The organism is Mesorhizobium sp. WSM3224, from assembly GCF_000427725.1.
In the GTDB taxonomy this organism is placed as follows: domain Bacteria; phylum Pseudomonadota; class Alphaproteobacteria; order Rhizobiales; family Rhizobiaceae; genus Mesorhizobium.
Genome location: NZ_ATYO01000012.1, coordinates 160,663 through 181,242 on the forward strand (window position 1 = coordinate 160,663; position 20,580 = coordinate 181,242).

Below are 20,580 nucleotides of genomic sequence, written 5' to 3' on the forward strand. Positions count from 1 at the left end.
CAGATTACGCTCATAATGCAATAGCAGAAAGGAAACGCAGCCATGCGCTATGAAAAGGGCCGAAAGGACGCCTCACGCGGCCGGATCATGGAGGCCGCCGCCGACCGGTTTCGCGGTGACGGGATCGCGGCCTCCGGACTGGCGACCATCATGAGCGACGCCGGCCTGACCAACGGTGCCTTCTATCCGCACTTCCAATCCAAGGCGGAACTTGTGCGCGAAAGCGTGGCGGCGGCGATGGAGCTTCAGGCGCAACAAATACGGGAAGCGTTGGCCGCCGGTGGCCCGGAAATGGCCATGGAGGCGTATCTGTCGGCCGAGCACCGAGACAATCCGGGAAAGGGCTGTGCCTCCGCCGCGCTGCTGCCGGAGATTACGCGTCAGCCGCCTGAAACGCGCGAAGTCTATACCGACCGCTTGCTGGTCTTGGTGCGCGAGTTGGCCGATGCGCTTCCGCAGAGCAAGGACCCGGAACGCGCGGCGCTGGCTATCTTTGCGACGCTCATCGGCACGCTTCAAATGGCGCGAGCCGTGGAAGGCACGGCGCTGTCGGATCGCATACTCGCGGCGGGCAAAGATGCGGCGCGGAGCTTGATCCAGCCGCTTCAGGAAGCACCGGCGCCTTGAGGTGGGGAGCCGGGCCAGTCATAAGTCTGGCTTGGGCATGAAGCAGCCCGCATCGAGGCGGGCGCATCCGTCCGCTTCTCGCCCCTTTCATCGCGAAAACGGACGGTTCGAACTACTGTCCCGAAAGGGACGATATCAGCACGTATCCGCGGGTTTTGTTCTCGTTGTCGCTGTCGACCGTGTTCATCGCTGCGAACAGGTCGGCCGTTTTCACCCACACTGGCGGATATTTGTAGCGAGCGACATCGAGGATCAGGAACCTGTCCGCTTTCTCGTCGTAAGCGGCGAGCGGGGATATATGCCCGCCCTTCTCCTGGCCCATTGCCTTGCGCAGATAGTTGACGATGACGAAGTGTCCGGCCTTGGAAAGGAAGGAACTGGCCTGGGTCCGAAACTGCTCAGGACTGGCGTCCGACGCATGGCGGACCTCGGCCTTGATCGGCTGCGTGGAAACAATGGCCCCGATCTGGTCGAGCGTCATTCCCTGCTCGTCCAGGACCTGGCGAGGAAGAATGGCCTCCGTGCGCTCGTTCAGGACATTCTCCTGTGTGAACGTTCTATAGGGTTCGTATTCGGGCACCGCGGGCGCCGGAACGTTGAGCGCGTTCAGCACCATGACGATGCTAGCCACGCCGCAATAGGCTTGCGTCTTTTGTGTGAGAAAGTTGCTCGCGAGAGGAAAATAGGCTTCCTTCGCCGTGCTCTCGGCAAGAAAGCTCTCCCCGGAAGGAGAACTGAATCCCGTCAGATTGTCCGGAAGCTTCAGCGTCTCCGAGAACGCGCTGGGTGCAATCAATAGAAATGCTAGCAAGAGCGAATAGAAACGCGCAGACATGGTGACCCTCCGCCCGGTCAAGAAAAGCATCGAGGGATGCTATCAGCATTCGCAACCCAACGCACGTCGATCTGCCGGCGCGCCCGCCAGGCGGGGCCAATTGGCCAGCCACAATATCAGGCGGTCGTCTCCACCGGCAGGCCGGCGGCTTTCCATTCCGGCATGCCGTCCTCGAGGCGGCGCGCCGAATGGCCGAGCGAGCGCAGCGCGGCCACTGCCTCGAAGGACATCACGCACCACGGGCCGCGGCAGTAGGCGACGACTTCGCGACGGGTAGCGGCACCAGCTGACCAGGCCCTGACTTCACCTAGCGGGACATTGATCGCGCCCGGCACATGGCCGAGCGCGAACTCGTCCGCCGGACGGACGTCGATCAGCGTCACCACTCCATCGCGCATCAGTTTCCGGAGCTCGTCGCGCGTAACCGGCCGCATGTCGTCGCGCGCGTCGAAATAGCCGCGCACGATGCGGTCGACCTCGGCAAGGTGACGCTCGGCGACGGTCCGCACCGACGCAAAAGCGGAGAGCACGCTCTCATCCACGAGAGCGTAGTGCACGAACTTGCCGTCTCGTTCGGCCGAGACGATGCCGGCGCGGCGCAGCGCCTGCAAATGCTGCGAGATATTGGCGACCGGTTGGCCGAGCTTGGCGGCGAGAGCCTCGACGCTGCGCGCGCCTTGCGCCAGGTGCTCGATCATCTCAAGGCGCAGCGGATGGCCGAGCGCCTTGGCGACGATCGCGAACTGTTCGTAGAGTGCCTGCTTCGGATTGCGGATTGACATTGGCCTTTCAGCGACGCATCGTCATTCAACAGAATTATTGAATGATAGTTTCGACCTGCTGTCAAGCTGGGCGGCTCGCGCGGTTGCCCATTCGGAGGAAGCAATGATTCTCAGGCAGTTCCTGCACACCGACCCCGTCGCCGCTTCCTATCTGTTCGGCTGCGGCGGCAAGGCGTCCGCGGCGGTCGTCGATCCTGTCGGCGACATCGCGCCTTATATCGCTGCGGCGGATGCCACGGGCATGCGCATCCTCTATGTCGTCGACACGCATATCCATGCCGACCATATCTCGGCGGGGCGAACGCTCGCAGAGGCGACCGGCGCCGACTACGTGCTGTTCGAAGGCGCCGAAGCTGGCTTCCCGTTCCGGCGCGCGAAGGACGGCGAGGTGCTGGAGCTCGGCAATGTGACGGCGACGGTCATGCACACGCCGGGCCACACGCCGGAGCATCTGAGCCTTTTGGTCACCGACCGGACACGGTCGGCCGAACCGTGGTTCGTGCTCACCGGACACACGCTGATGGTCGGCGATCTCGGCCGTACCGAGCTTGCATCAAGCGCCGAGGACGGGGCGCGCTCGCTCTATGCCAGCGTGCGCCGGCTGAAGGAATTGCCCGACCATATCGAGGTGCTGCCCGGCGCCTATTCGGGCTCGGTCTGCGGGCGCTCGCTGAGCGGCAAGCCGACATCGACCATCGGCTTCGAACGTCGCTTCAACAAGGCATTCCGCATCGATGACGAGGACCAGTTCATCGCCGCCATGACTGCCGATATTCCTCCCCCGCCACCTGATGCGGCCCGGACCCGGGCTGTCAACGCCGGGGCGAAACCTTGAGCACAGCGGCGCCTGCCGTCGCGCTCGGCCTCAAGGCCAACTGGAAGCAGTTCGCGCTGCTGGTGCTGATCAACGCTTTCGTCGGCGGCATGGTCGGCATCGAGCGGACCGTGGTGCCGCTGATCGGCGCGGAGGAATTCGGCGTCGCCTCGACCACGCTGGTCGTCTCCTTCATCGTCAGCTTCGGCGTGGTCAAGGCCTGCGCCAATCTCGTCTCCGGGCAGCTCGCCGACATATGGGGCCGCAAGCGGGTGCTCATCCTCGGCTGGCTGTTCGGCCTGCCGGTGCCATTCATCATCATCTGGGCGCCGAGCTGGGGCTGGATCGTCGCGGCCAACGCGCTGCTCGGCATCAACCAGGGGCTTGCCTGGTCGATGACGGTAATCATGAAGGTCGACCTCGTCGGGCCGAAATCGCGAGGGCTGGCCGTCGGCCTCAACGAGTTCGCCGGCTACCTCGCCGTCGGCGTCACCGCTTTCCTCACCGGCTATCTGGCGAGCCGCTACGGGCTGCGTCCGGTGCCGATCTATCTCGGCGTCGGCTATGCAGTCGTCGGTGCCGCGCTGTCGATCCTGCTTGTGCGCGACACGCGCTCGCATGTGCGGCTGGAGCTTTCAAACCATGCAAAACAGGCTTCGCCGCTCTCCTTCCGCGAGATATTCATGCTGACCTCGTTCGGCGACCGCAACCTTTTCGCCGCATCGCAAGCCGGCCTGGTGAACAACCTGAACGACGGCATGAGCTGGGGGCTGTTCCCGCTCTTTTTCGTTGCCAATGGGCTCGGCATCGAGCGCATCGGCATCCTCAAGGCGGTTTACCCGGCGGTGTGGGGCATCTGCCAGGTCGCGACCGGGCCGTTAAGCGATCGGCTGGGCCGCAAGGGGCTGATCGTCGCCGGCATGTGGGTGCAGGCGGCGGGGCTTCTCACTACCGCGATGACGCGCGATTTCGGCTGGTGGCTGGTGGCGAGCCTGCTCCTCGGCCTCGGCACGGCGATGGTCTATCCGAGCCTGATCGCGGCGGTGTCGGATGCATCGCATCCGTCCTGGCGGGCACGCTCGCTCAGCGTCTACCGCTTCTGGCGCGACCTCGGCTATGCGATCGGGGCGTTGTCCGCCGGCCTGATCGCCGACTTCTTCGGCTTCTCCGCGGCGATCACGGCCGTTGCCGTGCTGACCTTCCTGTCGGGCGCGATCGTCGCCGTGGCGATGCGGGAGACGCGTGCCGCCGCCCCGGTTTCGGCGCCGGGCGATGGTTAACACCGGCGCCGAACAAGGTTTCCGTTTACGATATCGTAAGCTTGTTGCTGCGGGGCATCCGCCGGTCCGCTACAATCGCGGCAGTTGAATTTTCCTCGAGATCGCACATGAGCAACCCGAACCGCATGCCGTGGGTGGACACGGCCAAAGGCCTTTCCATCATCCTGGTGGTGATGATGTATTCGGCCTACAACACCGGCGAGTACACCGGCGGCGTCGGCTTCCTGCATTATGTCATCGGTTTCGCGACACCGTTCCGCATGCCGGAATTCTTCCTGATCTCGGGCCTGTTCCTGTCGCAGGTGATCGACCGGCCGTGGCGGCGCTATGTCGACCGCCGCGTCGTCCACTATCTCTATTTCTACGTGCTGTGGGCCATCATCTCGATCGGACTTAAGATCGGCATCTTCAGCCGCGATCCCGCCGGCATGCTGCATGACCTCGCAATGGCTGTTGTCCAGCCCTACGGCGTCCTGTGGTTCATCTACATGCTGGCGGTGTTCGGGGTCGTCATACGCGTGCTGCGCGACCTTCGCGTGCCGCACTGGATCGTCATCCCGCTCGCTGCGGCGCTGCAGATGTGGGCGCCAAAGCCGGACAGCTACGCCCTCGAGCAGTTCGCGGCCTATTTCGTGTTCTTCTATCTCGGCTTCGTCCTGGCGCCGCTAATATTCCGGCTGGTGGAATGGACGCAAGCCCGGCCGGCGATCGCCGTTGCGGGCCTGCTCGCCTGGGCACTCGTCGACGGCCTGCTCGTCTACTCGCCGGGTTACGCCATGCAGCCTGTCGGCATGCAGATGGGCCTGGCGGCATGGCCGCCGCTGCATCTTGCGCTTGCCGTTGCCGGTGCGGTGGCGCTGTGCGCCGCCGGCGGTTTCCTGTCGAAATTCGCCTCGATGGAATGGCTGCGCTGGCTGGGCGAACATTCACTGGTCGTCTATGTCGCCTTCACCATCCCGATGTCGCTGTTCCGCGGTGCGGCACTTGCGAGTGGCCTTCTGACCGACACCGGCATGCTGAGCCTCGCGGTATTGCTCGTCTCGGTCATCAGCCCGGTGGTGCTCTACTTCATCATCAAGCGCATCGGCTTCGGCGCGTTCCTGTTCGAGCGGCCGGCCTGGGCGCATGTCGACGGGCCGAACGCCGCGAAGGCCTCTAACAAGCCTATGACGCGGCCGGTGCGCGAGGCGGCCTGATCAGGCCGCCTCGTATCCGGCCATTGGTCACTTGCCGGAATCGTATCCGGGGCGGCGCACGGCCTTGATCTTACCGCTGCTGCCGCCACCGCAGAAGAAGCAGCCGCCACCATCGGATTCCAGTCCCGACACGCCAGAGGGCATCGCCACCTCCTGGAGCACGTCGCCCGTCTCGGGATCAATGCGCAGCAGATCGCCTTCCTCCCCTTCCCAAGTGGCATGCCAGAGCTCGCCATCGACCCAGGTGACGCCGGTGACGACGCGCTTCGATTCGATGGTGCGGATCACCTTGCCGGTCTCAGGATCGATCTGATGGATCTTGTGGGCCCTGTATTCGCCGACCCAGAGCGAACCTTCGGCCCAGGCAAGCCCAGAGTCACCGCCATTGCCAGGGGCTGGAATGGTGGCGACGACCTTGCCGGTCTTCGGGTCGACCTTGTGGATGCGGTCCTCTCCGATCTGGTAGAGGTGCTCGCCGTCGAAGGCTGTGCCGGCATGCGCGGCTACATCGATCGACTGCACGATCGCGCCGCTTTCGGGATCGAGAGCGTTCAGCTTGTCGTCGCTCGCGAACCAGACATTCTTACCGTCATAGGTGACACCGTTGACGCGTTCGGCGCCGGGAAAGGGTCCGTATTCACGCAGGATTTCGGCGGCTGCTCGTTTCATTATTGTCTCCATCGATCTGAACAATGTCTCAGGTTCCGCGCATGTCTCTTTCCCGAAACCGGAGGCCACTTTCGGGAGACATGCTTAATCGCTCGGCAGCGGGCCCGGGAGTAACAAGACAGTCGGGAATCCGGTTACCGGCGGCATCATCCAGCGGCGCGCCCGGCCGCGGCCGACCGCCTGCACCTTGTCCTGCGCCGAGAGCTGCTCCAGTGCGCGCTGGACAGTGCGCGCGCTGGCGCCAAGGGCGATCGCCAGCGCCGAGCTAGACCAGACCTCGCCGTCGGTCAGGAAGGCGAGCACGGCGCCATGCTCGTCCTCGACCGGCGGCGCGAGCACGACGACCTCGGCGGCGCTCAGCGGCGTGAGCGCGAAACCGGCGGCCGTCGCATTGATCTCGGCGAACGCGGCGAGTTCGGCGCGCAAGCGTCCCATTTCGACCCTGAGCCGCGCACGGTGCGACTCGTCGACATGCTTCGCCCGGAAGGCGCGCTTCAGCAGCACCTCGCGCGATGCATCCGCCGGCCACGCCTCGGCAAGCGTGCGCGCCAGCGTAAACAGCACGGGCCGGGTCGCCAGCGAAACGACCACGTCGGCTTCGCGCACGACATTGCGGCAGGCATCGACGACCAGCGCGCCCGAGGCCAGCAGCGCTTCGACCTCGTCAAGCAGCAGCTGCTTTTCCGAACCCCGCGCGATCAGTCGGCCGACCGGCGTGTTCAGGACCAGCGACGCCGCTTCGACTTCCGCCCTCAATGCCGGGATGTTGGCTTCGTAAGCGGCGAGCGATGCCCGGCCGAATGCCGAGCGCGCCGCCTTTGTCCTGAGGCGCCGAACCGCGATGCCGGCGGCGGCCAATTCATGCGCGACGCGGGCGACCGGCGGCAACGGCGCCGGATCGAAGTCCGAAAGCAGGCGCTCGGCCTCGTCGAGGCGGCCGATCAGGATCAGGCGGCGCGCCTCGAGGCTGCCGGCATAGGCGGCATTCAGCCGGTCGCCATGTGCGGCAAGCGTAGCGCGCGCGGACCGCAAGGCCTTCTCCGGCCAGCCAAGGTCGCGCGAGACCAGCGCGATCTCGGCCTCGGCGACGACGCAGCGTGCACGCGCCACCGCTTCCCTCGGGCTGAAGGCGCGGGCGGCGTCCTTCAGCAGCGACTTTGCCTTGGCGAAATCGCCGAGCTGCGCCATCGCGATGCCGCGAAGCGCCAACGCCGGCGCGTCATCGCGCAGCGCAACGCGCTTCAGGGCGCCGAGCGGATCACCAGCGGCAAGCGCGCGGCCGGCGGCGTTGATCAGCGAGTCCATGCCATCGCCTCAAGGCCCGCCGCAGCAAATCGCGTCACACTTGTAACTCTCACCATCGCACTGTGCGGCCCTATGTCTGTCCGTGTCACCCCCCAACCAAACCCAAGAACGGGACAAGAGCAATGACCCAACACATGAAGACACCGCCGGTCGTTTCGCAGGAAGCATGGGAAGGCGCTTATGAAGAGATGCTGGTGAAGGAAAAGACCCTGACCCGCGCCCGAGACGCGCTTGCGGCCGAACGCCGCCGCATGCCGTGGATGGAAGTCAAGAAGGACTATGTGTTCGAAGGCCCGAACGGCAAGGTGAGCCTGCTCGATCTGTTCGAAGGCCGCCGCCAGCTCGTCGTCTACCGCGCCTTCTTCGAGCCGGGCGTCTTTGGCTGGCCGGAACATGCCTGCCGCGGCTGCTCGCTCGGCGCCGACCAGGTCGGCAACCTCGCGCATCTCAACGCCCGCGACACCACGCTTGCCTATGCCTCGCGCGCGCCACAGGCCGACATCCAGCGGCTGAAGCAGCAGATGGACTGGAAGATGCCCTGGTACACCATCACCGACAGCTGGGATAAGGATTTCGGCGTCGACGAATGGCATGGCCACAACGTCTTCATCCATGACGGCAAGCGCATCTTCCGCACCTATTTCGTCAACAACCGCGGCGACGAAGCGTTTGGCACCGTGTGGAGCTATCTCGACATCACCCCGCTCGGCCGCCAGGAGGTGTGGGAGGATTCGCCCGAGGGCTATCCGCAGACCCAGACCTACAAGTGGTGGAATTGGCACGACAGCTATGAGGAAGGCGCCGCCCCCGACCAGAGATGGGTCGAGGTGTCGGATGCCGGCGAAGCGGCGTTCCGCAACAAGAGCGCCTGAGCGTGATGCGGCTCCGGCGACGCGAACCGCGCGCCGCCGGAGCCGATTGCTTCGCCCTTGTTCCTATGGGCCGGAAAAACCAGACCGCTTCAGAAGGTGGATATCATGAGCATCGAAAACCCCGCCCCTCGGCTGAGCGGCTTCGGCCTCGCCGACTGGCTTTGCCTCGCTGCGGCGCCGACCTTCGCCATTATGGCGCTGCTGACGGCTGCTTATGGCGGTCATGACATGATGTGCATGTCCGGGGCTGGAGCCTCGATGCTCGGCGGCATGGCGCCGATGTATCTGTTGATGGCGGCGTTTCATCTCGCGCCCTGGCTGCGGCTGGTGGCGAGGCGGGGTGAGATCTCCGTCAAGCGCCGCATGGCCTGACGACAACTGAGAAATCGAATGCCCGACCCGCTGCCCTCCAGGTCTTGACGAAAACAGGCGCGCCTGTTTGAGACATTGGAGCAAGTGGAGACATTTGCTCCATGGGGGATGAGCAAGCGGTGGGCAGGCTTTGAAGCGCGTTTTTCGATTGCTTGCCGCGGCGATCATCACGTTCGGTGTGACCGGATGCACCAGCATTTCCTACTATGCGCAGTCGTTGGAGGGTCATGTCGAGATCATGGCGGCGCGCAAAAATGTCGGAAAACTGATCCGTGATCCTTTGACGCCCAAGGCGCTGCGCACCAAGCTGACGTCGGCGAGCGCCATACGCCGCTTTGCCACGGAAGAACTGGCGCTGCCCGATAACAATAGCTACCGCAGCTATGTCGACGTCGGTCGGAACGATGTGACCCTGGCGGTCTTTGCCGCGCCGCAATTCTCTCTCGCGCCGATAACATGGTGCTTTCCGGTGTTCGGCTGCGTTCCCTACAAGGGTTATTTTTCTCGCAAAGACGCGCTCGAAAATGCTGCTGAGCTGCAGCGACAGGGGCTGGATGTCTATGTGACAGGTATCACGGCATATTCCACGCTGGGCTGGTTCAGCGACCCGCTGCTGAGCACCATGCTCCGTCAGAACGACACCTATCTCGCAAGCCTTGTCTTCCATGAGCTGGCGCATCAGAAAGTCTATGTGAACGGCGACTCTGCGTTCAACGAGGCTTTCGCGGTTGCCGTCGAAACCAGCGGTACAAGGAAATGGCTCCGCGCCGCCGGCAATCGCGCCGGATTGCGCAGCTACGAGATCGACCGCAAGCGCAGGGCGGATTTTCTCGGACTGATATCGAAAACGCGGGACGAATTGAGGCAGGTCTACGGAAGTCCCCGTACCCCCGAGCAGATGGCGGCCGCCAAAGCAGCGGCCATCGGCAGGCTGCGGGGGCGCTACCGGCAGATGCGCGACAAGCGCTGGGCCGGCTACCGCGGATACGACGCCTGGTTCGACAGCCCTATCAACAACGCGAAGCTCGCGGCGACTGCCGTCTACGGTGAAGAGGTTCCGGCGTTTCTTCGCTTGTTCGACTTGTGTTCCGGCGATTATCCAAGATTCTATGCTTCCGTTCGACAGATCGGGAATTTGCCCGCACCTTCCCGTGCTGAAGCGCTCAGGACCGCGGCTACGTGTAATTGACCTGAACTTGCGCAGAGCCAGCAACTGCGCGGTGCTGTCGCTAACCGGCTCGGAAGCCGACGTCGACGATCGATGCTTGGCCGGCTGTCCGGCGGCGCCGTCGCTCCCGAACACCGGAACCGCTCCGTTGTCTCGTTACGTTGTGTTTAGCTCCGCCATGTAAGGAATTCGGCATGCAGGGGCAGCAAGCTGATGTTGGACAATTACGAGTTGGACGGGTTTGGCGTGATCCACCAGATCGACTTCACACCGATCAAATATGACAAGAAATACATTTCCTACTACGAGGACCTGAGCGACCGGACCATCAAGCTCGGATATCAGCGGCTTGGCTGGGTGCTGGGCATTACCAGCGAGATCCCTCGCTCGGTGCTGGAGATCGGATACGGCACGGGCACGTTCATCGAAGCCGCCAAGATTACCGGGGTCGCCGACTGCGCCGGCTGCGATATCGCTGAATTTCCCCTGCCGAAGGGCATCCGCTTTGTCGATTGGGATCAGGCGCTCGCCGGCTCATGGGATCTCGTCGCCATGTTCGACGTGCTCGAGCACATCCCGGATCTCGGTTTCCTCTCCCGCCTTCAGGCTCGCCACCTGGCCATCGCCGTCCCTTATTGCCGCTGGCGCGAGCTCGGTGCCGACGGTGACAGCTGGTTTCGCCAGTGGCGCATGCGCCTACCCAACGAGCACCTGCACCATTTCGACCGCGACTCGCTGGTGGCGCTCCTCGCGGCCAGCGGCTTTCAATGCGTGACGCTGAACTGCTTCGAGGACGGGATCAGACTCCGACCCGGAGAAGCGGGTCCGAATATTCTATCGGGCTTCTTCAGGAAACTGTAAGCCGGCTAGGACCGATCGGCCTGACATCATACCGCAACCGAGGCGGCACGCTGATGTTGGACAACTACGAGGTGGACGGGGTTGGCGTGATCCACCATTTGCCGATCTTTCAGTCCGTGGCGGACGGGACCAGGTCTAGCCGCGGGACGAACTCTTCCAACGAATCGTCAAGCAGCGGCGGTTCTTCCTCGGCCTCCTGCTTGGGCTCGACCATCAGAAGGCCGACAACGACCAGCGCCAGGGAGACCCAGGTCAGAGCTGGTATCGACTCTCCGAGCAACAGCATGCTCCAGCCTATGCCGGCTGCCGTCCCCGCATAGGCGTTCTGGCTGGCGAAGACGGCGCCCGTGGTGGTGATCAACACAATAAAGAGCAGCATCGCCAAATTGCCGGCGGCAGCCATCAGCACGACGATGATGCCAAGCCGACCGGTCAATAAATCAAACGGTATGAAGTCCTGATAAAAAGTAGCAAGTGGGATCAGCATCAAAACCGAAACAACGAGCGTGATGCCGAACAGGGCGACGTTATCGATGCTGGCGGGTTTGAACTCCGAGAGGTAAATATCTTCGGTCGCGTAAGTGACGGGGATTACAAGAGCAACTGCAAGCCACAGCCAACTGGTGGCCATTTCCCCGGGCTCTCCGTAGAGGAGTATGATGAAGATGCCGACGAGACCCAATCCAAGCCCTAAAAAGCGCTTCAAGTTCGGAGCTTCGGTCCGCATCATGGCGGCGAACAAGAAGACGGCAAATCCCTCGAGCACGATGACAATGGAGACGATAAAAGCTGGAAGCTTGCTTGCTACCCAATAAACCAGGACTTGGTTGATCACGGAGCTGATAAACGCAAAACCAAGGATGAACTTCCAATCCGTTCGCGTGAGATCCTTGAGGCTCGGCATTGTCTTCCGCTTCACGCTTATCCCGATGCAGAACACAGCTCCGATGATGTCAATAAGGATTGCCAATCCGACAGGATGGGCCTCGACAAGCGATGCCATCTTGGAAAGTGGCACGACAACGCCCCATAACCCACCGCATGCGAGCAGCAGCAGAGCGCCACGAAACGTGCGGATGTTCTGCCGCATCTTTCGCTCGCGCTCGTAGACCTTCTGGGCCATTGTCGCGAACACCGTGGCGAGCTTGCCGAGACCATCTGTACGGCTTGCCACATCGCGGATGCCGAGCTTCGAAGGATTGAACCGCCCGGTTTCCAGGGTGGCGGCCGCCTTGGTCAGCTTGGCCACCTGCCGCAGATATTCCGTCTCAACGTCGCGGAGTCTTTTCTTCTCTATGCAGGTGGCAACGCGTGCCTTGAGAAGAGCGAGTTCAAAGTTCTTGGGCAGAAAGTCCTCGGCGCCAAGTTCAATCGCCTTGACGACGCTGCTCATCTCGTCATCGAGTGCAGAGATCACGATGACCGGCACATCCCGAGTCCTGGACGACGCCTTGAGGCTCTTGAGCACCTCGAAGCCATCCATCACCGGCATTATGATATCGAGAAGAATGAGATCGAAGCTTTCGCCCGCAAGACGGTCGAGCGCCTCGCGGCCACTCTCAACCGCCTCGGCCTGATGTCCGAGCGCTTCGACCGACTTCTTGAGCTTGATCCTTATGGTCCGGGAGTCGTCTACAATAAGGATCTTGCCTTGGCTACTCACGACGCCCTCCCAAACCGAAGATCTCTCGAAGCTCCGTGATGGCCACATCGAAGGCATTCCGCGCGTTATCGATCTGCAGCAAATCCGGTGGTTCCCCACTTTCGCAGCGCCGCTCCAGTCGAGCGCAGATTTCGGCGAGGTCGTTGGCCCCCATGTCCCTGGCGTTGGACTTGAGAGAATGCGCGGCCCTGCGGGTAGCAGCTAGGTCCGAGGCCCCGGCGGAAACCTGCAAGTCCTGCATGATGGAAGGCCCTTCCTCGAGGAAGGACTCCACCAGTTCCACAAGGTCAGATTCCCCCCCACCTACAAGCTCGCGAAGCTTTGCAAGCGCCCCTCTTTCGATAGCCAAAACGACCCCCAATGTGCCGCTATCTCCAGGCTCCTCAGCCCAGACCGCGAGCTTCTCCAGTTTGTTATTGAAGTGAGATAGAAAATCGAACCACGTTCCGAGATTAACAATGTCCCCATGCGCTCAAGAAGACGGAATATCGCAGCTATTCTAATTTAGCGGTAGCGCATAATTCGAAAAACAATGCCGCCACGGCGCCTAGGGTTATCGCGCCAGGCCCCTAATTTGCCCCTTCACGGCCCCAGTATGCCGGGCACCGCGAAATCCCTTGCAGTGCCAGCGGGTCTGCGCCCACCAGCTAGCACCGCCTTATGCAACGAGGCGATGAGGTCCTCGACGCGCAGCGGCTTGCTGAGATAGTCGTCCATGCCAGCGTACAGATACCTCTCCCTATCGCCGGCCATGGCGTTGGCGGTGAGGGCCACGATAAACGGCTGGCGCGCATCTTGGATACCGGACGCCCGGATCAATCTTGTTGCCTCAAGACCGTCCATGTCCGGCATTTCGATATCCATCAAAATGACGTCATGGCCGCCTTGCGTGTATTTGGACACTGCCGAGCGGCCGTCGATTGCCAGGTCCGGCCGGTAACCAAGGCGCTCCAGTACTTTGAAGCCGAGCTTTCTATTGGTGTTGTTGTCATCGACAAGCAGTATGCGAAGCGGAAATTTTTCCGCCATCGCACTATCGAGGGCGGATCCCTTCGACTGGTCGGTCCGGGTGGGCCGCGTGGGGGCCCCGGCAAAGACCGACATGAAAGCATTGAGGAGTGGCGAGGGCTTAATCGGCTTAGGAAGCATGGCCGCAAATTTGATGCTCTCGATATCCGCCTTGTTTCTCTCATCGAGAGGCACGAGGGAACTCAACAAGATGAGGGGAAGGTCACCCGTTTGACCAAGCCCACGTAATCGTTTGGCCAGCTCTATTCCGTCCATCTCCGGCATGTTCATGTCGAGCACGACGGCGTCATAATTTTCGCCGCTCGAAATCCTGCTCAATGCGTCCAAGGGCGATTCGGTTGTGTATGGAACCATGGCCCAGGATTGGGCCTGCAGCGACAGGATGCGCCGGTTGGTTGCGTTGTCGTCAACGATCAGCAACCGCTTGCCTGCGAGTTCAACTTTGGCCACGGACATTTGCGCTTGCCTGGGAGCCGGCGCAACGGCAGCGCGGATCGTGAAGAAGAACGTCGTACCCGACCCTTCGACACTTTCCACCCATACTTCCCCGCCCATCAGTTCCGCCAGGCGTTTGCTAATCGCCAACCCTAGCCCGGTTCCGCCATAGCGCCGCGTCGTCGAGGCATCGACTTGGCTGAAAGACTTGAACAAGCGATCCAATCGGTCCCCGGGAATACCGATGCCGGTATCGCGTACTGCAAACTGCAGGGTGGACAAGCCCTCTTCGCTTCCGCTGTGGGCTGTTCCCGCGCCCTCAGCTGCGGGCAGAACTTTCATCACCGATAGTACAATTTCACCCCGCTCAGTGAATTTCACAGCATTGTTGAGGAAATTGAGCAAAATCTGTCGCAGCCTGGTGCTATCTGCGACAATCCCGTCAGGAGTACCGGGCTCCACCAGGCAGGCTAGGTCGAGCCCCTTCTCCGCGGTCTTGGAGGCTACCAGGTCGATCGCGCTCTCAAGGCATTCCCGCAGTTCGAAGGGCCTTGGATCGAGCTCCAGCTTGCCAGCCTCGACTTTGGAAAAATCGAGTATGTCGTTGATGATCGTTAGCAGTGCCTCTCCGCTCTGGCTGATCGTCTCGCTAATCTCGCGTTGTTCAGAGTCGAGGTTTGTGCCGAGCAGCAAGTTGCTCATTCCGATCACGCCGTTCATTGGCGTGCGGATTTCGTGGCTCATGGTCGCCAGAAACGAACTCTTCGCCTCATTTGCCGCCTCGGCCGCTTCCTTTGCCTGCTGCAGCGCCAGGGACAGTTGCTTGAGCTCGGTGAATAGCTGCGCGTTGTGCAAGGCCGCACCGGCGTTGGCGGCGATCGTGGCGAGCAAGCGTAGCGAGTCGTCGGTGAATATGCCCTCACGCGTGGTGCTCTGCACGCTGATCACGCCCACGGTGCCTTGCACCGTCTTGATCGGAACGCCAAGGTAGGACAAGGCATCCTTGCCGACGGGCGTGGCGCCGATCTGCGCGCCCCGTTCCGCCACGTCCTGATTGATGAGCAGCGGCTGGCCGGTCTCTATGATCTTGCTTGTCAGCCCTTCGCCGAGAGTGAGCGTGGTGAAGGATTCGCCAAACTGATAGGGGAAATGGATCAGCTTGGTTTCCGAGTCGAGCAGGGCGACATAAACGATGTCGGCGTTGAAGATTTCCTGCATCTGGTTGCCGATCAGCTGGATCGTGCTTTCGAGTTCCGATTCCGCGATGAGCGCCTGACTGACCGCGCTGATGGCCCCCAATTCTGCGGCGCGGGCTTCGGTCACCTTGAGCAGACGCTGGGTTTCGTCAAAAAGGCGTGCATTGGCGACCGCAACGCCCATGTTGGAGGCGACCGTCTGCAGCAGGCGCACGTGGTTTTCGTCGAAAGCATGCTTCTGATAGCTCTGCACACTGAGAACACCCAGTGTTCTTTCACCAGAGTTGATTGGAACGCCTATGTAAGACGCAGTCCTATCCTCTTCGTTTGGAAAGTAAGCCCCCAGCTCTTTTCCATCCTCCAGAGTGCCAAAAACCAATGGCTTACCTGTTGTGATGATCTTTGACGCCACTCCTATGCCCATTGGAAATGGGTCAATGGACCTATGCTCCCTGAAGTATGCATAAGGGACATGGACCAGCCCGGACTCGCTATCGTGTAATAGAATTTCACTGACCTCGGTGCCGAAGGCTTCCCGCACCTTGTCGCCCACGAGGCGAATAACGGTGTCCAGATTCAGCGACTTTGTCATCGCTTCGCTGACGCTGTTGAGAATCGCGAGTTCCTTTGCGCGATCCTCTGTCACTTTCAGCAGTCGCTGGGTCTCATCGAAGAGGTGGGCGTTGGCGATGGCAACGCCCATGCCGGATGAGAGTCCCTGCATCAGACGCACATGATCTTCATTAAAGACGTTCTTCTCGTAGCTCTGCACGCTGACGACGCCCAGAGTTCTGTCTCCGGCGATGATCGGCACAGCAAGGTAGGATTCGGTCCTGTCCTCCTCCGTAGGCATGAGAGCGCCCAACTCAATGTGTTGCTCGCTCGAACCCAAAACCAGCGGCTTACCTGACAATATGACCTTGGAGGTCAGCCCTTCGCCCATCGCGAATGGCTCGGGATTCTGATAGTCCTTGTAAAACGCATAGGGCACGGTGATCAGGTCGGATGCTTCATCGCGCAACAGGATTTCGGTAACGTCCGTGCCGAATATTTCGCGGATCTTGTCACCGACGATGCGGGTCACTGTCTTCACATTGAGCGTCTTCGCCATTGCTTCGCCGACGCTGTTGAGAATTGCAAGCTCCTTTGCGCGATCCTCTGATACTTTCAACAGCCGCTGTGTCTCATCGAAAAGGCGAGCGTTGGAGATGGCAACACCCATGCTTGAAGAGAGCGCTTGCAAAAGACGCACGTGGTCTTCGCTGAACGCGTTCTTTTGGTAACTCTGTACGCTGACGACGCCTAGAGTTCTGCCTCCGGCGATGATCGGCACGCCTATGTATGATTCTGATCGCTCCGCTTCGGTGAGTGCGATCACATCGAACTCGAGGGACTGCTCGAACGTCGCGAGAATCAGCGGTTTTCCAGAGAGAATGACCTTCGAGGTAAGTCCCGCGCCCAAAGTGAAGGGCTCCACGTCCTGGTACTCACGGTAAAATGAATACGGGACCGTGATCATGTCGGAAGCCTCATCGCGCAACAGGATCTCGGTAATGTCCGCGCCGAATATTTCGCGCACCTTATCGCCGACGATGCGGGTCACTGTCTTGACATTCAGCGCCTTCGCCATGGCCTCGCCGACGCTGTTGAGAATGGCGAGTTCCTTTGCGCGTTGCTCGGCGATTTGGAGCAGACGCTTGTTTTCGGCGGAAAGTCGGTCAATTTCAGCCGCGGCAGCGGCCTTCGCGACTTCCAGTTCGGTAATTTTTCTGTCGGCGGCTCCAAGACGACTGACGAGGTCCATTTCTACTGAGCCTGACATGTCGACCTCTTCCCTCAACAGACATCCCGCCGAGAGTTTTGGGGAGGCCTTGCATACCTGCCTAACGGATATTAGCAGATACTGTTACACGCCAATCGTTCGATTGACAGTGCCCTTGCGTCGCTGGCCTCAATGCTCGTCAACTGGGCATTGCGGCCAAACAGTTGAGCCACGCCAATAACGCCGGTTCCGCCCCAAGATAAGTTCCGCTTGCCGTAATCTGCCGTTCTAATGCCAGTTTTGATCAAAAGCCGACAACCGGCAGTCGGGCTGTCTTGGCCACCGCTCAGACAGCGGCCACAGTCCCGGCCGGAAATCTCCAGTATCCTTAGGGCAATCGCTTTGACCCACTGCATTGCCTTCCGCCCTCGCCCGCACAATAGTCGGGGCGATGTTCGAGGCGATTGCGAGTCACTGGTCGACGCTTATCCTGATCCTCTCGCTGGCGATGGCGGCGGTGGGCATCGTGCATGCCATCATGACCAAGGAGGACGTGCGGGCGGCCACCGGCTGGGTGGGCGTGATGCTGCTCTCGCCTTTCCTCGGCGCGATCATCTACGCCATTGCCGGCATCAACCGCATCCGCCGGGCGACGATCAGCGCCATGCGTCCCGTCTCCAGCGAGGCGGCGAGGCACGACCGCGATGTCGCGCTCGAAGCCTTGATCAGCACGGAATTTGGCCAGCGTTTCACCGGGCTGAAGACGCTCGGCGACAGGGTGGCGCGGCGTCCGCTCACCTCGGGCAACACCATCGCCGTGCTCAAGACCGGCGACGAGGCCTATGCGGCGATGTGCCGGGCGATCGACGCTGCGCAAAGAAGCGTGCTTCTGGAAACCTATATTTTCGACAGTGACGCTGTCGGGGCGCTGTTCGTCCAGTCGCTCGGCAACGCCGTCAAGCGCGGCGTCACCGTGCGGGTGCTGATCGACGCCGTCGGCGTGCGCTACTCGGTGCCCAGCATCCTGAAGCAGCTCAGGGAAGCGGACGTCACCGTCGATCTCTTCAACGGCAACATCGTCATGGGGCTGAGACTTCCCTATGCGAACCTCAGGACGCACAGGAAGATCCTGATCGTCGACGGCACGGTGGCGTTCACGGGAGGCATGAACATCCGCAAGGGATTCTCAGCCGAATTCGCTGGCTCCGAAAACTCGCGGGACACGCATTTCGAGGTCACCGGGCCGGTGGTGGCCGATCTGTTCTCGGTCGCCGCTGAGGACTGGCGCTTTGCCGGCAACGAGGCCCTTAAAGACGCGCCCTGGCAGGTCGAGCGGGCAGCACCACCGCCCGGGCAGCCGATGCTGGTGCGCGCGGTGGCGACCGGGCCGGACGCCTCGAACGAAACCAACCTGAAGCTGCTGATGGGCGCCTTTTCAGTGGCCCGCAAATCGATCCGCATCATGTCGCCCTATTTCCTGCCGGACCGCGAATTCATCAGCGCGCTGACCACGGCAGGCCGGCGCGGCGTCGAAATCGACATCGTCGTGCCGGCGGTGAACAACCTTTTCCTCGTCGATCATGCGATGACGGCGCAGTTCGACCAGGTTTTGAAGCATTATTGCCGCGTCTGGCGCCACGAAGGCTCGTTCGACCATTCGAAGCTGATGGCGATCGACGGCGTGTGGGCCTATGTCGGCTCTTCCAATCTGGACTCCCGCTCGCTGAGGCTGAATTTCGAGATCGACATGGAAGTCCTGGATCAAAACTTCGCGGCCGAGATCGACGCGCGCATCGGCGCCGCCATCTCCACCGCCAAGCCGGTGACGCTGCAGACGCTGAAAGCAAGGCCATTCATAATCCGCGTCTTCGACCGTGTGCTGTGGCTGGGATCGCCCTATCTTTAGAGCAGGAAATTGAGCATCGGGACCATGGAGATAGACGATATAAAAGGACGCAGCCTGCCGGAGACCGTGCTGCTTACGATCCGCGGCAGAAGCGCGCGCAAGGCGAAAGCAACGCCGCGCAAGCGCGTCGACGGCGCCGAAATCGTCGTGGCCTCCTACAACGTCCACAAATGCATCGGCACCGACCGCAGGTTCGATCCCGAACGGACGGCGCGCGTCATCCGCGAAATCAGCCCCGACGTGATCGCGCTGCAGGAAGCCGACAACCGCTTCGGCGACAAGGCGGGGCTGCTCGACCTTGCCCGCCTGGAACTGGAGACGGGACTGGTGCCGGTGCCGATCAGCGGAAACGGCAAGGGCCATGGCTGGCGCGGCAACGTGCTTCTGTTCAAGCGCGGCACGGTGCGCGATGTCCACCAGATCAAGCTGCCGGGACTGGAGCCGCGCGGCGCGCTGGTCGCCGAGATCGATTTCGACGAGAAGCGGAGCCTGCGCGTCATTGCCGCCCATCTCGGCCTACTGCGCCGCTCGCGCTCCGAGCAGGCCCGCGTCGTGCACGACATCATGAGCAGCGCCGACGAAAGGCCAACGCTGCTGCTCGGCGACCTCAACGAATGGCGGCTCGGCAACCGCTCGGCGCTGAACACGCTGCACACGACCTTCGGCCCGACGCCGCCGGCGGTGCCCACTTTCCCGTCAGGCCTGCCGGTGCTGGCGCTCGACCGCATCATGGGCAACCGGCACGATTTGGTCTCGGCGGTGGAGGCGCATGACACGCCGCTGTCGCGCGTCGCCTCCGATCACCTGCCGCTGACGGCCTTCGTGCATCTTTAGCCGAGCACCCGACGCTCGCCGCGGCCTACCATGACGGTATATTCGTCCATGCGCCGACGAAGGGGGGCGTCATCACGCATGCCCGCTGCTCAACCGCTTCACGGCACAGCCGTTCGGCCAAGGTGTCGATCCCGATCTCTTCAGCCGTCGCGATGCCCAGGCGCTCGGCCACCGGTAGCAGGCTGCGCAGGGTTTCCGAGATATAGTTGTAGAGCGGCGAGGCCGGTCCGCTGCCGGCGAGACCGGCGGAAATCATCTGCGGCGCCGGGAGCCCGGCGGCAGCGAAGGTCATCGGCAGCCTACTGCCCATGTCGACCTCGAAACCGGCGCGCTCGATGGTGTCGGAGATCCAGCCGACGCATCGGCTGAACAACGGTCCCTCGGGAAAGCTGCGCGTAAGGGGCATGGCCAGTTCCTGGAAGGCGACGATGCCGCCAGGCCTGACATGGCCGGCAAGCCGCCTGAGTGTCGCGGAAGGATCGGGCAGGTACATCAGAACAAGCCGGCCGATCATGGCATCGAAGATTTCGTCGCATGCGAAAGCGTCGAGATCTTCCGCGGCGAACCGGGTCCAGTAGCATTGCCCGGCCTCGGTGGCGCGGCGCTCCGCTATGTCTATGGCCTCCGGCGAACGGTCGACGCCAAGCACCATGCCGCGGGGACCGACCATCTCGCCGGCCAGCAGCGACACGTCGCCCACGCCGCAGCCGATGTCGAGCACGCGCATGCCCGGCTGAATTCCGGCACGGCGCAGCACGTCCTGCGTGAAGTCGCGGATCAGCGCGCCCTGCAGCGCCAGCCGCTGCAGCTCGCGCGTGGAATAGCCTAGCGCGTAAGGGCGCGGATCGGTCGCGGGCGCATCGGTGCTCACGCCGAAATTGGCAAGCCTCTTGTCCATGAATCTCTCCTCTTTCGCTGAGGCGTCTGTTCGTTGTCTTTCGCCGATTGGGTTCTTTCGTCGACTGGCGGATGCC

The 20,580-nt window shown here is 62.0% G+C and carries 17 protein-coding genes and 1 pseudogene; 10 read left to right on the forward strand and 8 right to left on the reverse strand.

The window, feature by feature from the left end; all coding sequences use genetic code 11:
* Positions 1-42 precede the first annotated feature (42 nt).
* Positions 43-627, forward strand: coding sequence for a TetR/AcrR family transcriptional regulator (locus YU3_RS0120880; protein ID WP_027168078.1), 585 nt, complete (start codon positions 43-45; stop codon positions 625-627).
* Between the two features lie 112 nt (positions 628-739).
* On the opposite strand, the gene YU3_RS0120885 is transcribed toward YU3_RS0120880, so the two are convergent.
* A complete protein-coding gene (locus YU3_RS0120885) occupies positions 740-1,462 on the reverse strand; it encodes a phytochelatin synthase family protein (RefSeq protein ID WP_027168079.1) in 723 nt (240 codons plus the stop codon).
* A 116-nt stretch (positions 1,463-1,578) separates the two neighbouring features.
* On the reverse strand, positions 1,579-2,244 hold the full coding sequence (locus YU3_RS0120890) for a metalloregulator ArsR/SmtB family transcription factor (protein WP_027168080.1): 666 nt from the start codon (positions 2,242-2,244) through the stop codon (positions 1,579-1,581).
* Between the two features lie 103 nt (positions 2,245-2,347).
* Here YU3_RS0120890 and YU3_RS0120895 point away from each other — a divergent pair, with 103 nt between their 5' ends.
* The 3 genes from YU3_RS0120895 to YU3_RS36940 all read left to right on the forward strand — a co-directional run bounded on the left by YU3_RS0120895 (position 2,348) and on the right by YU3_RS36940 (position 5,534).
* Positions 2,348-3,079 (forward strand): MBL fold metallo-hydrolase, encoded by a 732-nt coding sequence (locus YU3_RS0120895; RefSeq protein WP_027168081.1) that lies wholly within the window; start codon positions 2,348-2,350, stop codon positions 3,077-3,079.
* Positions 3,076-4,338 (forward strand): MFS transporter, encoded by a 1,263-nt coding sequence (locus YU3_RS0120900; RefSeq protein WP_027168082.1) that lies wholly within the window; start codon positions 3,076-3,078, stop codon positions 4,336-4,338. Before YU3_RS0120895 ends, YU3_RS0120900 begins: the two co-directional genes overlap by 4 nt.
* A gap of 107 nt (positions 4,339-4,445) precedes the next feature.
* On the forward strand, positions 4,446-5,534 hold the full coding sequence (locus YU3_RS36940; protein WP_036259057.1) for an acyltransferase family protein: 1,089 nt from the start codon (positions 4,446-4,448) through the stop codon (positions 5,532-5,534).
* Positions 5,535-5,561: 27 nt separating this feature from the next.
* On the opposite strand, the gene YU3_RS0120910 is transcribed toward YU3_RS36940, so the two are convergent.
* Positions 5,562-6,203, reverse strand: coding sequence for a DUF5074 domain-containing protein (locus YU3_RS0120910; RefSeq protein WP_027168083.1), 642 nt, complete (start codon positions 6,201-6,203; stop codon positions 5,562-5,564).
* 84 nt (positions 6,204-6,287) lie between these two features.
* Positions 6,288-7,508, reverse strand: coding sequence for a hypothetical protein (locus tag YU3_RS0120915; RefSeq protein ID WP_027168084.1), 1,221 nt, complete (start codon positions 7,506-7,508; stop codon positions 6,288-6,290).
* A 122-nt stretch (positions 7,509-7,630) separates the two neighbouring features.
* Between YU3_RS0120915 and YU3_RS0120920 the strand changes: the two genes are divergently transcribed.
* The 4 genes and pseudogenes from YU3_RS0120920 (at position 7,631) to YU3_RS0120935 (ending at position 10,781) form a co-directional block, all read left to right on the forward strand.
* Positions 7,631-8,380: a DUF899 family protein gene (locus YU3_RS0120920; RefSeq protein ID WP_027168085.1), complete on the forward strand. Its 750-nt coding sequence runs from the start codon at positions 7,631-7,633 to the stop codon at positions 8,378-8,380.
* Between the two features lie 150 nt (positions 8,381-8,530).
* Positions 8,531-8,752, forward strand: a pseudogene (locus YU3_RS36945) (hypothetical protein); the annotation flags it as partial.
* 130 nt (positions 8,753-8,882) lie between these two features.
* A complete protein-coding gene (locus YU3_RS0120930) occupies positions 8,883-9,941 on the forward strand; it encodes an aminopeptidase (protein WP_027168086.1) in 1,059 nt (352 codons plus the stop codon).
* Positions 9,942-10,166: 225 nt separating this feature from the next.
* The gene (locus tag YU3_RS0120935; protein ID WP_245273576.1) at positions 10,167-10,781 is read left to right on the forward strand and encodes a class I SAM-dependent methyltransferase; all 615 of its coding nucleotides are present in this window, start codon (positions 10,167-10,169) and stop codon (positions 10,779-10,781) included.
* Positions 10,782-10,890: 109 nt separating this feature from the next.
* Here YU3_RS0120935 and YU3_RS38705 read toward each other — a convergent pair whose 3' ends face one another.
* From YU3_RS38705 to YU3_RS38710, 3 genes are all read right to left on the reverse strand, one after another.
* Positions 10,891-12,444, reverse strand: a complete 1,554-nt coding sequence (locus tag YU3_RS38705; RefSeq protein ID WP_051334011.1) for a response regulator — start codon at positions 12,442-12,444, stop codon at positions 10,891-10,893.
* Positions 12,437-12,727, reverse strand: coding sequence for an Hpt domain-containing protein (locus tag YU3_RS36955; protein WP_156913543.1), 291 nt, complete (start codon positions 12,725-12,727; stop codon positions 12,437-12,439). Before YU3_RS36955 ends, YU3_RS38705 begins: the two co-directional genes overlap by 8 nt.
* A 299-nt stretch (positions 12,728-13,026) precedes the next feature.
* Entirely contained in the window at positions 13,027-16,926 is a 3,900-nt protein-coding gene (locus tag YU3_RS38710; protein WP_156913544.1) for a GAF domain-containing protein, read from the reverse strand.
* 391 nt (positions 16,927-17,317) lie between these two features.
* Here YU3_RS38710 and YU3_RS0120955 point away from each other — a divergent pair, with 391 nt between their 5' ends.
* Positions 17,318-18,772 (forward strand): phospholipase D-like domain-containing protein, encoded by a 1,455-nt coding sequence (locus YU3_RS0120955; protein ID WP_027168088.1) that lies wholly within the window; start codon positions 17,318-17,320, stop codon positions 18,770-18,772.
* A 24-nt stretch (positions 18,773-18,796) separates the two neighbouring features.
* Positions 18,797-19,606, forward strand: coding sequence for an endonuclease/exonuclease/phosphatase family protein (locus YU3_RS0120960; RefSeq protein ID WP_027168089.1), 810 nt, complete (start codon positions 18,797-18,799; stop codon positions 19,604-19,606).
* A gap of 25 nt (positions 19,607-19,631) precedes the next feature.
* On the opposite strand, the gene YU3_RS0120965 is transcribed toward YU3_RS0120960, so the two are convergent.
* Complete coding sequence (locus YU3_RS0120965; RefSeq protein ID WP_051334014.1) at positions 19,632-20,504, reverse strand: class I SAM-dependent methyltransferase; 873 nt, start codon at positions 20,502-20,504, stop codon at positions 19,632-19,634.
* Positions 20,505-20,580: the final 76 nt, after the last annotated feature.

Coding starts and splice junctions, on each gene's coding strand:
- YU3_RS0120885 (WP_027168079.1), bottom strand. CDS start 1,462: ATGTCTGCGCGTTTCTATTCGCTCTTGCTAGCATTTCTATTGATTGCA.
- YU3_RS0120920 (WP_027168085.1), top strand. CDS start 7,631: ATGACCCAACACATGAAGACACCGCCGGTCGTTTCGCAGGAAGCATGG.
- YU3_RS0120910 (WP_027168083.1), bottom strand. CDS start 6,203: ATGAAACGAGCAGCCGCCGAAATCCTGCGTGAATACGGACCCTTTCCC.
- YU3_RS0120880 (WP_027168078.1), top strand. CDS start 43: ATGCGCTATGAAAAGGGCCGAAAGGACGCCTCACGCGGCCGGATCATG.
- YU3_RS0120915 (WP_027168084.1), bottom strand. CDS start 7,508: ATGGACTCGCTGATCAACGCCGCCGGCCGCGCGCTTGCCGCTGGTGAT.
- YU3_RS38710 (WP_156913544.1), bottom strand. CDS start 16,926: ATGTCAGGCTCAGTAGAAATGGACCTCGTCAGTCGTCTTGGAGCCGCC.
- YU3_RS0120955 (WP_027168088.1), top strand. CDS start 17,318: ATGTTCGAGGCGATTGCGAGTCACTGGTCGACGCTTATCCTGATCCTC.
- YU3_RS0120965 (WP_051334014.1), bottom strand. CDS start 20,504: ATGGACAAGAGGCTTGCCAATTTCGGCGTGAGCACCGATGCGCCCGCG.
- YU3_RS36940 (WP_036259057.1), top strand. CDS start 4,446: ATGAGCAACCCGAACCGCATGCCGTGGGTGGACACGGCCAAAGGCCTT.
- YU3_RS0120895 (WP_027168081.1), top strand. CDS start 2,348: ATGATTCTCAGGCAGTTCCTGCACACCGACCCCGTCGCCGCTTCCTAT.
- YU3_RS0120960 (WP_027168089.1), top strand. CDS start 18,797: ATGGAGATAGACGATATAAAAGGACGCAGCCTGCCGGAGACCGTGCTG.
- YU3_RS0120890 (WP_027168080.1), bottom strand. CDS start 2,244: ATGTCAATCCGCAATCCGAAGCAGGCACTCTACGAACAGTTCGCGATC.